Origin of the sequence: Nostoc sp. JL33, from assembly GCF_017114985.1 — a bacterium.
Taxonomy (GTDB): domain Bacteria; phylum Cyanobacteriota; class Cyanobacteriia; order Cyanobacteriales; family Nostocaceae; genus Nostoc.
Map to the genome: position 1 here is coordinate 53,153 of NZ_JABXKP010000021.1, position 14,216 is coordinate 67,368.

The following is a 14,216-nucleotide window of genomic DNA, read 5'->3' on the forward strand; positions in this document are numbered from 1 at the left end:
TAACTCCTAACTATTGATTTTGGACTGTTGACTCTGCGTAGCTGCTGCTGCTGCCAAACTCGTTTGCCCGTTTGCTAGGTACTAGAGTCCAACCTGCTTTGAGAAGTTTTTGATAAGTTGCCCAACCTTTAGAACCACCTTGTATTTTATAATCTGGGACTGCAAAATGTCCAAAAGCTGTGTAGGGACGCCAAGGTTGATTGGGTTCTGTCTGCAAATACAAAATTTTCTCTCCGTCGCCACCAGACTTAGATAACCAGCACATTTGTCGATGCATTGCAAACTCCTTTGTTTTATTTAAATGCATAATAGCAGACTTTTGTCAAGCCCTTTATCACCCTTGGGGGTAATTTTTTGCCTAATACTTTAGACAAAGTGTAATTAAGTTCTATCCACTACGAAATACCTGCTTAACAAGTCATAGCCTGAGAAAGCTGCTAGTAGGAAAGATAAACAGCTTTCCCTGAGTTTCCTTTTAAGGGAGATTTTTCTAATGTTATCCGCGTTATTTGTGACTGGGTGTAACAATAACTACTATTTTGACTGAAGTTTGCAATCAGACTATTTGTTTTCCTGCTTACACACATAAGCGCAGATTACAGCTAAATAGACATAGGCGTGAAAAAGAATGTAGAGACGTAGCACTGCTACGTCTCTACAAGGGTTCTGAGTAACGCATATTTAATTTCACGCCTATGTCTAATCGCTAGATTTAGATACCCGACTTATTGAATAAGTCGGGTATCTGGGCAGCAACTTGAGTTATTAGAAGGATGGAGCATACAACTTATCGCCGACAATCTGGCGAATTTTCTCTACTAGTTGAGTGTATGCAAAGTTAGATAAAACTGGTTTTGCTGCTTGCAACTGAATTTGTTGATCTAAATCAATCCATGATTTACAGCCACCGTATTTGGTGTAATAGGGAATTTCTTGCTCTTGGGGAAGTTTATATGTCCGCAACAGGAGAATATAAAGCGGTTGACGTGGTTTCCATTTGAGGCGATCGCTAATAAAATGCTCGTTCCAAATATGGAAGGGAAGTAAAGTGTTGACAATAGACTCGTCACTCACTGGCAAAATATCTGTAATTTCAGCCCAACTGCCGATGCGAACTGTTTCAGGATGCCAACCTGATGTTACTGGATAAACATGATTGGCATATTCAGCTTTCAGCATGAAAGCTTGTTGATGTTCATAAGTAGGATAAAGCAAAATTTGCTTGTGGGCAACTTGGAAATGTCCATTCCGTTCATGGATACCCCCTTTGCGGAGCAACATAATTGTTTTACCGTCTTCTAAAGCATTTACGGCGACTGCCCATTCTTTGAGAGCATGAAAAGTTGTAGTCGATTCCATCAACATCTATGGTAACTCTGATTTAATTTCAAGCTAAGACTCATAAATTGTTTCAACGCGAAAACTTTGAACGTACTCAATAAGCGCTACAACAACTGCATTCTATAGCTCTTCTTCCTAATTGTACCCTTGCTCAGTTAGCTTTGGCGTGGTTAATTGCTCAACCCTAAACAAATGCGTAGACGCGTAGCGGCTTGTCGTCAGATATTGCCGGGGCGCGTTATCCCGAACAAGCAATAGACAACGCATTAGCCGCCCAATTGGCAGAAATTGACGCTATTGGACGTAGTGTCACTAACCATCTTGATAACAGTCCAATTATGTGGAATTGGTGACAATGCTGTTTAGTTAGCCATGTTTAATTCTCGAAGATCCCTTCAACTCTCTTAAAAAGAGTGTTGGGGATCAACTTTATAGAGCTAGATTGCAAAATCTAACAAAACGTCAACTTTAGTAAACCAAGGGTTGCAACTCATAAACTAAGTGATAACTTAAATAGTAGGACACCAAACAAAAGAAAATCAAACAAAAAGGGAAAATGACTGAGTGTCCCCTGTCATCAGCCCAAGCAAATTTCAGCAGATCAAATATAGAAGTGGTAAAAAGCCTAATGTAGAAGGCAAAGCCAAATCCCAAAGCGGAAAAACGCAATGATGCTGAGTTTGTTCATTGTTTAGTCCACCCTAGTTATTAACTTCAATTATTTAATTAGTTTAACAATTTGAAACCTGTGAACTCGATGAAACCTGGTCAACCTTGACCAGGTTTTTGGTATTTTATAGTAATATAATTTTTCTCAGTGCAGCAGCAAGTGCCAGAATTAAGGTTTGAGGAGCTAGTTGTGAGACTAGGATAACATTAACAAAGTTTATGATTCACGCGTTAATGGATATGCGATCGCAATATTCACTCCTGATGGATTGAAGGACGTAAAAAAAGAGCTTGTTCAATCGGTGTACAACCCAAATGGGATTAAACTAACAGACTCTCATGGGTGAAACAAATATTCCCTAATTTACAATAGACATCTGCTGAAAAAGAATGTAGAGACGTAGCATTGCTACGTCTCTACAAGGGTTCTAGATAACGCATATTTAATTTCTGGAGATGTCTAATAGCTTCGCCAAAAAATGGCATCAGTTCCATCCTTAATCTGTTAAGGATGGAACTATTTGTCAATAAACAATATTGCTTAAAATTTTGTCAAAAACGGGGGTGGAAAACACAATTTTGGACGTAGCGATCGCTACGTCCAAAGCAGGCATCGCCTCATTAAAAAAAGCATCACTTATTCTGAACCTCAAGGGACGTACAGTATTTAATTCAATACCCACTGACTGGGTTAATTTGCAGCCTAACTACTATTGACAAAACTAATTTCATTCTTAACCTGTCACAAATGGGGTAAAACCTCATCCAAACCACGAGAAATAAGATTGTGGAAGCTCAGGCATGAGTAATGGATGCGAATGGTAACATTACCCTGGTAGCCCAAACACCTACAGTTAATCCTGTGCGTTCCTGGTTATCACCTCTTGCTATGCTTATGATTAAAACAACTAAGATTTTTGGCGCGAATTCTGTAAAACTTAACAGGCAAAAGCAACGTAGTAGTTCGCCTTCTCTACAAGACGCTTTTTCGCGTTGGCAGAAGACTGCGCTAGCTCAGTTTTTACGTTTGCCTTTGTACTTCCTGATCGGTTTGCTATGCATCCTTGGTTCACCCGTGCTGGCAAAAGTTCCTGGCTCAATTAATTCCTCATCGCAACTACCAATTAACAGTCTGACATCGCTGGCTGTGGCCACTGACCCCGCCTCACTACTACAACAGGGCAAAGTTTTATACAATACCGGAAACTTTGCTAAGGCTGTAGAAGTGTTAAAACAGGCTGTCCAAACATATAAGCAGCAAGGGGAGAGCCTCAGACTGGCAGCGACACTGAGTAATCTTTCCCTAGCCTACCAGCAACTTGGTGCATGGAGTCAGGCACAGCAGGCAATTACAGAGAGCTTAGATTTACTCAAAGGAGAGGATGGAAACCAAAATCTGCAAATATTTGCCCAATCGCTGGATATTCAAGGTCGTCTGCAACTGACAATGGGACATTCGGAAGCGGCTTTAGCAACTTGGCGGCAGACGGAAAAAATTTACAAGCAACTAGATAATAAAAGTGGCGTGGTGCGATCGCTAATCAATCAAGCACAGGCGTGGCGAACCCAAGGATTTTACCCTCGGTCTGTCAAAACACTCCAACAGGTTAGTCAGACGTTAAAATCTCAACCAGAATCTATCGAAAAGACAGTGGGTTTGCGATCGCTCGGTGATGCCCTTTTGCTAGTGGGCGATTTGGAAAAGTCACGCCAAGCCCTAGAAGAAAGTCTGAAGATTGCTCGAAATCTGCAATCAAGCGGTGATATTGCGGCTAGTCTGTTCAGCCTGGGGAATAATGCCCGTAAACAACAGGATAAAGCAAGGGCGATCGCCTATTATCAACAAACAGTCACAGCATCTCCCTCACCTCTGACAAAAGTCCAAGCGCAACTGAATCACCTGGGCCTACTCATTCAAGATCAACAATGGCCAGAGGTTCAAACTCTGTTGCCGTTGATTGAGTCCCAACTCGACCAACTCCCCCTCAGCCGTGCTAGTATTTACGCTCAGGTTAACTTTGCACAAAATATCGCAAAAGTCAATAGTGCTGTATTGCAAGCATCCAGTAAAAATTATTTATCAGCACTCCCCACTCCCCAGTCAGCACTATTACTCGCCAAGTCCATCCAGCAATCCCGGAGTTTAGGGGACAACCGCGCACAAGCCTATGCTCTAAAGAGTTTAGGCAGCTTGTACGAAGAAACCAGACAGTGGTCAGAGGCGCAAGACCTTACCCGGCAAGGATTAGCTTTGGCACAGAGCAGCAATGCACCCGAAATTACCTATACCTTACAATGGCAGTTAGGTAGATTGCTCTCGGCACAAAAAGATATTAATGGTGCGATCGCGGCATATGATACTGCTGTGGAAACTCTTCAGTCTCTTCGCAAAGATTTAGTAGTCAATAAAGATGTAGTGAATCAGGATGTGCAATTCAACTTCCGGGACAGCGTAGAACCAATCTACCGACAGTCAGTAGAGTTACTGCTGAAATCCCAACAAGGAAAACCAGATGAGAAAATATTGGAGAAAGCACGCCAGAGGATTGAAGCACTCCAACTAGCAGAATTGGACGACTTCTTCCGGGAAGCGTGCCTACAAGGTCAAAGAGTAGCGCTCGATCAAGTGGTAGACAAAGATAATCCCACGGCTGCCATCCTTTATCCGATTATTCTTCCTGACGAACTCCAGGTAATTGTCAAAATTCCCAAACAACCGCTGCAAAGTTACACTACTAAGATTTCCCACACAGAAGTAGAGAAACTCTTAATACAACTGCGAAAACATCTTGTCAATCCCACGGCTACCAAAGCCGTCCAAACCCAGGGGCATCAAGTTTACAACTGGCTGCTCAAACCGATTGAGTCACAATTGCAAAAAAGTGGGGTAGATACCCTAGTATTCGTCCTGGATGGCGCGTTACGCAATTTACCAATGGCAGCACTCTATGATGGTAAGCAATATTTAGTAGAGAAATATGCGATCGCACTGAGCGTCGGTCTGCAACTCCTCGACCCCAAACCGCTAGTACAACAGCAGCTAAAAGCTATAACAGCCGGATTAACTCAGCCGCCGCCAGGATTTTCCAAGTTTGCACCCTTGCTTGCAATCAAATCTGAATTCGAGGGCATTACCAAAGCAGGAGTTTCGACAACTAGCCTAATAGATAAAGATTTTAAGAAAAAGAATTTAGAGAGTGAAATTGCTGCTGCTTCATTCAACATAGTGCATTTAGCAACCCACGGTCAGTTTAGTTCCCGTCTTGAAGACACTTTTATTTTGGATTTCGATGGTGAGATAAATGTCAAGGATTTTGATACTCTCTTCCGCACTCAGGGTAAAACCATAGTAGAATTATTAGTTTTGAGTGCTTGCCAGACAGCAACAGGAGATAGCCGTGCAACACTCGGTCTAGCAGGAGCAGCTGTACGGGCTGGGGCACGCAGTACCATCGCCTCCCTGTGGCAGATTGATGATGAATCGACGGCAATGTTTGTTAGTGCCTTCTATCGAGAACTTAAGAGTGGCAAAATCACCAAAGCCGAAGCTGTCCACCGTGCCCAGCTACAATTGCTGAAACATCCTAACTACAAAGCACCAAGTTTTTGGTCTGCCTATGTGTTGATTGGCAATTGGTTGTAATTTGGGGGCTGGGGACGGTCGGTTGAGAAATTCATGGTTTTACGTTTGCGTACAAATAATGAGATACAGCTTAACCTCACCCCGATAAAGCACAGCTTTATCTCCCCTCTCCTTACTAAGGAGAGGGGTTGGGGGTGAGATTTTGATATGTGCTTTATGCATCTGGGAACCGCGATAGGCAGGGCTATTTCATTCTCATCTAGTTAGCCTCAGAATCAATTCTGAGTCTAATACCGAAAGTCGTCTAAAGACGACTAAGAAAAGGTTATAGGTTAAGGTATTTACTATATGAATCTTAAGTTGCTCATAAAGCTAAAAAGCTTAACGCAATGCCAGTTGCTACAATGGATAGCGTTAGTAACCTCCGCAACGCACTGGCTCCCCTACGTGTATTTCAAAAATCAAATATGAGTCCTATACAGTTTCTTAATTCTTGAGCATTAAGAGAAACTGACCCTTTATGGAGTCTTCCAAATACTTCAAATTGTATTTCTGGGTGGGTATCCCTTTCAATGATAATGATATTGATTTGGCGTTCAAAAAACAGACTACTTATACTGGGTGGAAGTGATGAAAAACTGGTTTGGTTTAAATCTGGTAAACTTTCAAGACCTGAGAGTTTGAGACTTCCATTCATAAAGTTACCAAGAGTAGCGACTCTTTGAACTCCGTCAATTATTTCAAAGATTGTTTTGCCTGTCTCATCCCTGAATTTTTCTACTAAGAATAAAGGTGGAATTGGAATATCCATAAAAATAGATTCAATAAATCGGCACTGCTTTGCGTCGTCCCATACAAAAGTTTGCTGGTAATCTGGTATTAGGATTTTCTCATTCTTAAAGTCTTCCATTAAATCCCTGACTGTGCGAATTATTGTATTTTTAACAACTCTTACTTTTTTTAACTGTGTTAGAAAATCTTGTCCTACTGACATATATTTTGTATTAGATTTATTTGATTTGAAATTCAACCTTACGTAAATTAAATCTTACGCGACAACCGTACAATGGCGTAATTTTACTCACTTATTAATATCAGTGAGTAAATGGTTTCCACCAAAAGCACAATCTAGGTTTGCATATTTGCATTACTACAGATTGAACCTCACCCCCAACCCGCCCCCCCAAGGTGTCTTGACATCTTGCTTTTTAAGTTTCGTAGTCTGGCGGTGCGTTATGGCAATTAAGTTAAAAAATTGAGATTTATCGGAATATTTTCAATTTTATATGCCCTAGCGTTGCTTTTTCAACTCATTACGTCTTATATCTAAGCTTTCCGTCTTAAAATCACGATTTTTTTCTTAAAATCACGATTTTTTTCTTAAAATCATGATTTTTTTCTTAAAATCATGATTTTTTTCTTAAAGTCACGATTTTTTTCTTAAAGTCATGATTTTTTTCTTAAAGTCACGATTTTTTTCTTAAATAGGACTTACGCATAAGAGATCCCCCAACCCCCTTAAAAAGGGGGCTTTTTAGATCCCCCCTTTTAAGGGGGGTTAGGGGGGAGTGCGCGAAGCGCACGCTACGCAGATGCCCACCCCACAAGATTGGGTAATTTATTTATTGGAAGTCCCTAAATGTAGTTTATTTAGAGATTATTTGGGTTGATTCCCTTCTGTTGTAATCTAGCTAAAAGTTCCTGAAGTTGTTGTTGAGTTTGCTCTAGTTGTTGCTGTTGCTCAATTGTTACTTCTTCTGGTGTTGAGTATCTATTACCATTTTCGTCATACCAATACAACCATTCTCGCGTGATTCTTTGGTAGGTTCCCCGTTCACGTCCAATACCTAAACCAATTTCCGGCATCCAGATTTTATCGCCTGGTTGTAAAATATATTCACCATTAACTAACCGATAAACTTCTAAACGCTGACGCTTACGACGTAAGCGGGTTGGTGCATAAATCACATAATACAAAATGCCTAATTGGGCATAATCTACTTTCTTTTGTTCGGATTCAAAATTGTAAGTTTGGGAAACAATTTCTAACGATAAGATTGGGGAAATGCCATCTTCTTCCCAAAATACATAACTAGAACGCCCATTTTCTCCAACAAAACGTTCTACACCCAAACTGAGAAACCCATCGGGGACAATGGCAGGTTTATTGGCTGTATAATAAATTCCCATGTTGATCCCAAAAAACCAATCATCACGGGCTTGCCAAATAGCAGCTAATATAGCTAACAATAAGTTGGGAATTAATATTTGCAGTTCGTTATCCACAGGGATGTCATTAGAATCTGGCAATTCTGCTGATGAAGGTAAGCATTCTAATGGATTGTACTTGAACATAAGCAGTTCTCAATCCCAAATGATAAATATAAACCTATTTTCCCATAACTTCAGGGTAGCTCAGGCTGCACATAATACTTAGTGGTTGGTTGCCTTTATTACTTTCTGTAATCATTTGATTTAAGTAGATTATTGACTCAATATTGGCAATATTTACGACAAGCAACTACGTATCTGCGCTTTGGGCGCAGGAGTCACAAAAAATTCATTTCTTTAGTTTATCTAAAGTCGCATCTAAGTTCTCAAATTACCTTTCTAAGATAGAGGCAGCAACTACTATAAGTTGCCATACACGACTAAAACCCAATTAACAGCTAGTGGCTGCAAATAACACAAAAATGACTAAAGCGCCAGAATCTTTAGACTTATCTACCTACGAGGCAACAGACAAAGCCCTAGATCGTGATTGTACAACCTTATCCCGTCACGTTTTACAGCAACTTCAGAGTTTTTCGCCAGATGCACAGGATTTAAGTGCGCTGATGAATCGCATCGCCCTGGCGGGGAAACTGGTCGCTCGTCGTATGAGTCGCGCCGGTTTAATGGAAGGCGTTCTCGGATTTACTGGGGAAGTTAATGTGCAAGGAGAATCCGTCAAAAAGATGGATATCTATGCCAATGATGTGTTTATCTCGGTGTTTAAGCAAAGCGGCTTAGTCTGTCGCCTCGCTTCTGAGGAAATGGAAAATCCCTATTACATCCCGGAAAATTGCCCCATTGGGCGCTATACTCTGCTGTATGATCCAATTGATGGCTCATCCAACACTGATAACAATCTCAGCTTAGGTTCCATTTTCGCGATTCGCCAACAAGAAGGAACTGATAGCGATCGCAAGGCAACTGACCTCCTCACCAACGGACATAAGCAACTCGCTGCCGGATACATCCTGTACGGCCCTTGCACAATGCTGGTTTATACTATAGGTAAGGGGGTTCATTCCTTTGTCCTTGATCCCAGCTTAGGAGAGTTTATTCTCACACAAGAAAATATCCGCATTCCTAACCACGGGTCTGTTTACAGCGTCAACGAAGGTAACTTCTGGCAGTGGGAAGAATCAATTCGAGAATACATCCGCTACGTTCATCGCACAGAAGGGTACAGCGCTCGTTATAGCGGCGCAATGGTGAGCGACATCCATAGAATTTTGGTTCAAGGCGGCGTGTTTCTCTACCCAGGTACAATTCAAAACCCAGAAGGAAAATTGCGCTTGCTTTATGAAACCGCTCCTCTGGCCTTTTTGATTGAGCAAGCAGGCGGTCGTGCTACCACAGGACAGATGGATATCTTGGATGTAGTGCCAAAAAAACTGCACCAGCGCACGCCTTTAATTATTGGTAGCAAAGAGGATGTCGCAAAAGTCGAGTCTTTTACTCAAAACGGACATTAGTATCGCCAGGCAGAAGACAAAAAAAAATAAAGCTTTATTTACAAGCTTTTTAACTTTTTTCAACTGGATAGTTATTTTTGCCATGTTGCATTAGAAGAGGGTCACAAAAGGATCAAGGATGCATCTAGCCTATGGGATTAATTAAAAGTTAATCATGGTGATTTAGGATTGGCAATGGAGAATAGCACTTCTGGAAGATGTATTAAAAATTATCTCAGCTGGCCGATGCGATAAGTGATTGGCAACGCCACAATTCAAAAGTCACCATCAATATTTATTTGATGGGTTTTGCCAACATCACTATACAGGACTGAAACAAATTAGAGCTATGACTACCAATCATCTACTAGAAATTACTCAATACGGTCAAAGTATCTGGCTGGATAATTTGACTCGTGACATTATTCAATCAGGGGAACTCAAAGACCAGGTGGAAAATCAAGGTATCTCTGGGATTACCTCTAACCCCGCTATCTTTGAAAAAGCGATCGCTGGTAACGTCATTTATGATGCCGATATCGAAGCCGGAGTTCGGGCTGGCTCACCGATACAGCAAATTTACGAATCCCTAGTTTTTGCAGATATCCGTAATGCCTGTGATATTTTACGCCCTGTTTATGAAGCCTCGAATAGACTAGATGGTTATGTGAGTATCGAAGTACCACCAACCATCGCCCATGATACTGAAGCAACAATAGCAGAAGCGCGGCGCTATTTCCAAGAAGTTGGTCGGGAAAATTTGATGATTAAAATTCCCGGCACAGAACCTGGCTTGCCAGCAGTGGAACAGGCGATCGCAGATGGTATAAATGTCAATATTACGCTGCTGTTTTCTGTAGAAAGCTACATCAACACAGCTTGGGCTTATATTCGGGGCTTAGAAAAACGGGTGGCTGAGGGTAAAGACATCAGTAAAATTGCTTCAGTCGCTAGCTTCTTCCTCAGCCGGATTGATAGCAACATTGACGGCAAAATTGATGCTAAGTTGAAAAAAGGCGTTGATGATATTGCCGTGGAAGCAAAGCTCTTGGCTGTTAAAGGGAAAGTAGCGATCGCTAACGCCAAGATTGCCTACCAAGAATACAAGAAAATCATTAAAAGCGATCGTTGGCAAGCTTTGGCAGCAAAAGGGGCGACAGTACAACGACTACTTTGGGCTAGCACCAGCACCAAAGACCCGAACTACAGAGACGTGATGTATATCGAAGAGTTGATCGGCCAAGATACCGTTAACACTGTACCACCAGCAACAATTAAAGCTTGTGCCGATCATTGTAACGTAGGCGATCGCTTAGAAACCAATGTAGAAAATGCTTACACGCTGATCGAAAGCCTCAAAGATCCCGATATCAACATCGATATCGATACCGTAATGGATGAACTGTTAGTCGATGGTATTGACAAGTTTATCCAGCCCTTCCAGTCCTTGATGAACTCTTTAGAAGAAAAGATCAAGGTATTGTCACCAGTGTAGGGGATGGGTGTTGGGAATTTTGGATTTTGGATTTGCGATTTTGGATTGGACTTCAATTCTTTAATCCAAAATCTAAAATCTAAAATCGTTTCCCATGCCCTAACCCCAATCAAACATCCAAAATCAAAAATCCAAAATTGTTATGGTTAGTCTGCTAGAAAATCCCTTGCGCGTTGGTCTGCAACAACAAGGGATGCCCGAACCCCAGATTATAGTCATTTTTGGCGCTTCTGGTGATCTCACCTGGCGCAAACTAGTACCAGCACTTTACAAATTGCGGCGAGAACGGCGTATTCCACCAGAAACTACCATTGTCGGTGTTGCACGTCGAGAGTGGAGCCACGATTACTTCCGTGAACAGATGCAAAAAGGCATGGAAGAGGCACATTCTGATGTCGATTTAGGGGAACTCTGGCAAGATTTTTCTCAAGGTCTGTTCTACAGTCCGGGAGATATAGACAACCCCGAAGGCTACCAGAAACTAAAAAACTTATTGAGTGAATTAGACGAAAAACGGGGCACGCGAGGTAATCGCATGTTCTACCTCTCAGTTGCCCCCTCATTCTTTCCCGAAGCGATTAAGCAGCTAGGAAGCGCCGGGATGCTAGAAGATCCCTACAAACATCGTCTAGTAGTTGAAAAACCCTTTGGTCGGGACTTGGCTTCTGCCCAGAGTCTTAACCAAGTGGTACAGAAATTTTGCAAAGAAAACCAAGTATATCGTATTGACCACTACTTGGGTAAAGAAACAGTCCAGAATTTGCTGGTGTTTCGCTTTGCCAATGCGATTTTTGAGCCGTTGTGGAATCGTCAATTTGTTGACCACGTACAAATTACCGTGGCAGAAACCGTGGGAGTGGAAGACCGGGCTGGTTACTATGAAAGTGCCGGCGCACTGCGGGATATGTTGCAAAATCACCTCATGCAACTTTATTGCCTAACGGCGATGGAAGCACCCAACGCAATGGATGCCGACAGCATCCGCACAGAAAAAGTGAAGGCACTCAAAGCTACCCGTTTAGCTGATGTTCACAATCTGTCACGGTCAGCAGTACGCGGTCAGTACAGTGCTGGTTGGATGAAAGGTGAAGCAGTGCCAGGGTATCGCACAGAACCAGGCGTTGATCCCAACTCCACCACACCCACCTACGTCGCAATGAAGTTTTTGGTAGACAACTGGCGCTGGAAAGGTGTTCCTTTCTATTTGCGTACCGGGAAACGGATGCCGAAAAAAGTCAGTGAGATTTCGATTCACTTCCGCGAAGTTCCGTCTCGGATGTTCCAATCGGCCGCCCAACAGACAAACGCCAATATTTTGGCGATGCGGATTCAGCCGAATGAAGGTATTTCACTGCGTTTTGATGTCAAAATGCCGGGGGCAGAATTCCGCACCCGTTCTGTTGACATGGACTTTAGTTATGGTTCCTTTGGCATCCAAGCAACATCCGATGCCTACGATCGCCTATTCCTTGATTGTATGATGGGCGATCAAACATTGTTCACACGGGCGGACGAAGTAGAAGCAGCCTGGCAGGTAGTAAATCCAGCCCTTTCCGTTTGGGATGCACCCGCCGACCCAACTACTATTCCCCACTATGAAGCCGGTACCTGGGAACCAGCAGAAGCAGAATTCTTAATTAACCAGGATGGCCGTCGCTGGCGCAGACTCTAAAATTTTAGATTTTAGATTTTACATTTTAGATTGGGGACGGCAAAATCGGGAATAGGTAATAGGCAATATGAAAAACTATTACCTATTATTAATTACCAAATTACCAGTTCTTAATCCAAAACCTCAAATCTTAAATCTTAAATCCGTCTTGGAAAGTTCTGATGCCTGCGGCGGGCTGCGCCAACGCCCGAAGTTGCCACAACGGGGGGAACCCCCGCAAGGTACTTATCTTCGGTTTCCGGCGCTCAGACTTTCCACAAAATCCAAAATCCAAAATCCAAAATTGACTATGGCTCCCCAAGCGTCTACAATTTTTTCACTTCAGGCACCAAAAGATATTTCGCTTAACGAATTAGATGCGGAACTGAATCAAATTTGGCAAAGCTACGGCATTACTGGCGAGGACGGTGGGCTTCCTGCTGCGACTCGCGCTACTACATTTACCTTAGTGGTTTACGAACCGGAAGAAACCCAGTATCTTTTGGCCACTTTGGGATTTTACAACGGCCCGCTTGACGGGATTTTAGGGCCTCAGATGGAAGCTGCGCTGCGGCAAGTGCAGAGAAAATATAAACTGCCAGATACTGGAATAGCAACACCTCAAACCCTGGCTATCTTGAGAGAAGAATTCGCCAAACGTCAAGGAAACGGGGCTACAGGGGATAATGGTTCTACTGGTATTCCCAGCTTAAATGCCCCAAGCCCTAGAATTGCCGATGAAATTGCCCTCCGCAACCCCTGCCGCATCATTGCACTGTTTCCGATTGCTGGCGAAGATGAAGGGGTCAAGGCTCAGGTTTCTGCCTATTGCCCCATCCAAAAGCAATCATCAAGCACACTAATCTGCTGCGAGTATATAACTCTCAGTGGAACTGCTGCTGCCTTGGAACGGATAGGGGGCATGATTCCAGCATTGTTAATTGGCGGCTTACCAAAGTTTGTCTGGTGGAAAGCAACACCAGATCCAAACAACAGTCTATTCAAGCGGCTGGCAGCAGTATCCAATAATGTTATTGTGGATTCTTGCCGCTTTAACGAGCCAGAAAGTGATTTACTCCACCTACAAGAATTGGTGGAAAGTGGTGTTCCCTTAGCTGACTTGAACTGGCGTCGCCTTGCATCATGGCAAGAGTTGACAGCTGAAGCCTACGACTCACCCCACCGTCGCGCGGCGCTTAGGGAAGTTGATCGAGTAACTATTGATTACGAAAAAGGCAACCCCGCCCAAGCTTTGCTATTTTTGGGCTGGTTGGCAAGTCGGTTACAATGGCTGCCAGTTTCCTATGAAAAGGAAACCGGAGATTACGACATCACTCGAATTGGCTTCGTTGCCCAAGATCAACGGCAAGTAGAAGCCGAGTTAGCAGGAGTTCCAGTTGCTGATGTGGGTGAGATTATGGGCGACTTGATTGCCCTGCGCCTCAGCTCGACAAATCCAAAGGCAGACTGTGGTACAGTAATCTGCTCGGAAACTGGTGGCTGTATGCGGATGGAAACCCACGGTGGTGCCCAATCCGCCGGTTTGTTTCAACAAGTGACTTCACTTTCGGAACAAAAGGCGGAAGCATTGCTGAGTCAGCAGGTGCAACGTTGGGGCCGCGAGTCACTTTTTGAAGAAAGCCTGGGACTGACAGCGAATATTTTCCAATTGGAAACAAATAGTTAGCTTCGCCTGGAAAGAATAAAAGTTACCAAAATTGCGAAAATCAAACGCAAGCTCTTCAGATTTTTGGA

At 43.0% G+C, this 14,216-nt stretch carries 10 protein-coding genes and 1 pseudogene; 7 read left to right on the forward strand and 4 right to left on the reverse strand.

Annotation, left to right across the window (positions count from 1 at the left end):
* Positions 1-10 precede the first annotated feature (10 nt).
* Both HWQ23_RS04710 and HWQ23_RS04715 read right to left on the reverse strand, forming a co-directional pair.
* A complete protein-coding gene (locus tag HWQ23_RS04710; protein ID WP_292824271.1) occupies positions 11-277 on the reverse strand; it encodes a hypothetical protein in 267 nt (88 codons plus the stop codon).
* 488 nt (positions 278-765) lie between these two features.
* A complete protein-coding gene (locus HWQ23_RS04715) occupies positions 766-1,365 on the reverse strand; it encodes a DUF1802 family protein (RefSeq protein WP_292824274.1) in 600 nt (199 codons plus the stop codon).
* A gap of 35 nt (positions 1,366-1,400) precedes the next feature.
* On the opposite strand from HWQ23_RS04715, the pseudogene HWQ23_RS04720 reads away from it, so the two are divergent.
* From HWQ23_RS04720 to HWQ23_RS04730, 3 genes and pseudogenes are all read left to right on the forward strand, one after another.
* Positions 1,401-1,694 (forward strand): annotated as a pseudogene (locus tag HWQ23_RS04720) (aldo/keto reductase); the annotation flags it as partial.
* Between the two features lie 880 nt (positions 1,695-2,574).
* Positions 2,575-2,727, forward strand: a complete 153-nt coding sequence (locus tag HWQ23_RS04725; RefSeq protein WP_292824277.1) for a hypothetical protein — start codon at positions 2,575-2,577, stop codon at positions 2,725-2,727.
* Between the two features lie 172 nt (positions 2,728-2,899).
* Positions 2,900-5,653 carry a CHAT domain-containing protein gene (locus HWQ23_RS04730; protein ID WP_292824512.1) on the forward strand — a complete coding sequence of 918 codons (2,754 nt, stop codon included), beginning with the start codon at positions 2,900-2,902 and terminating at the stop codon, positions 5,651-5,653.
* 394 nt (positions 5,654-6,047) lie between these two features.
* Here HWQ23_RS04730 and HWQ23_RS04735 read toward each other — a convergent pair whose 3' ends face one another.
* Together HWQ23_RS04735 and HWQ23_RS04740 are read right to left on the reverse strand one after the other, a co-directional pair.
* Positions 6,048-6,587, reverse strand: coding sequence for a DUF262 domain-containing protein (locus tag HWQ23_RS04735; protein ID WP_292824280.1), 540 nt, complete (start codon positions 6,585-6,587; stop codon positions 6,048-6,050).
* Positions 6,588-7,243: 656 nt separating this feature from the next.
* Positions 7,244-7,948, reverse strand: a complete 705-nt coding sequence (locus tag HWQ23_RS04740) for a Uma2 family endonuclease (RefSeq protein ID WP_292824283.1) — start codon at positions 7,946-7,948, stop codon at positions 7,244-7,246.
* 338 nt (positions 7,949-8,286) lie between these two features.
* On the opposite strand from HWQ23_RS04740, the gene fbp reads away from it, so the two are divergent.
* From fbp to opcA, 4 genes are all read left to right on the forward strand, one after another.
* On the forward strand, positions 8,287-9,336 hold the full coding sequence (gene fbp, locus HWQ23_RS04745) for a class 1 fructose-bisphosphatase (protein ID WP_292824286.1): 1,050 nt from the start codon (positions 8,287-8,289) through the stop codon (positions 9,334-9,336).
* Between the two features lie 328 nt (positions 9,337-9,664).
* Positions 9,665-10,810, forward strand: a complete 1,146-nt coding sequence (gene tal / locus HWQ23_RS04750) for a transaldolase (protein WP_292824289.1) — start codon at positions 9,665-9,667, stop codon at positions 10,808-10,810.
* Positions 10,811-10,952: 142 nt separating this feature from the next.
* Positions 10,953-12,482, forward strand: coding sequence for a glucose-6-phosphate dehydrogenase (zwf, locus tag HWQ23_RS04755; RefSeq protein WP_292824292.1), 1,530 nt, complete (start codon positions 10,953-10,955; stop codon positions 12,480-12,482).
* A 289-nt stretch (positions 12,483-12,771) separates the two neighbouring features.
* Positions 12,772-14,148: a glucose-6-phosphate dehydrogenase assembly protein OpcA gene (gene opcA / locus HWQ23_RS04760; RefSeq protein WP_292824514.1), complete on the forward strand. Its 1,377-nt coding sequence runs from the start codon at positions 12,772-12,774 to the stop codon at positions 14,146-14,148.
* The last annotated feature ends 68 nt before the right edge of the window (positions 14,149-14,216 follow it).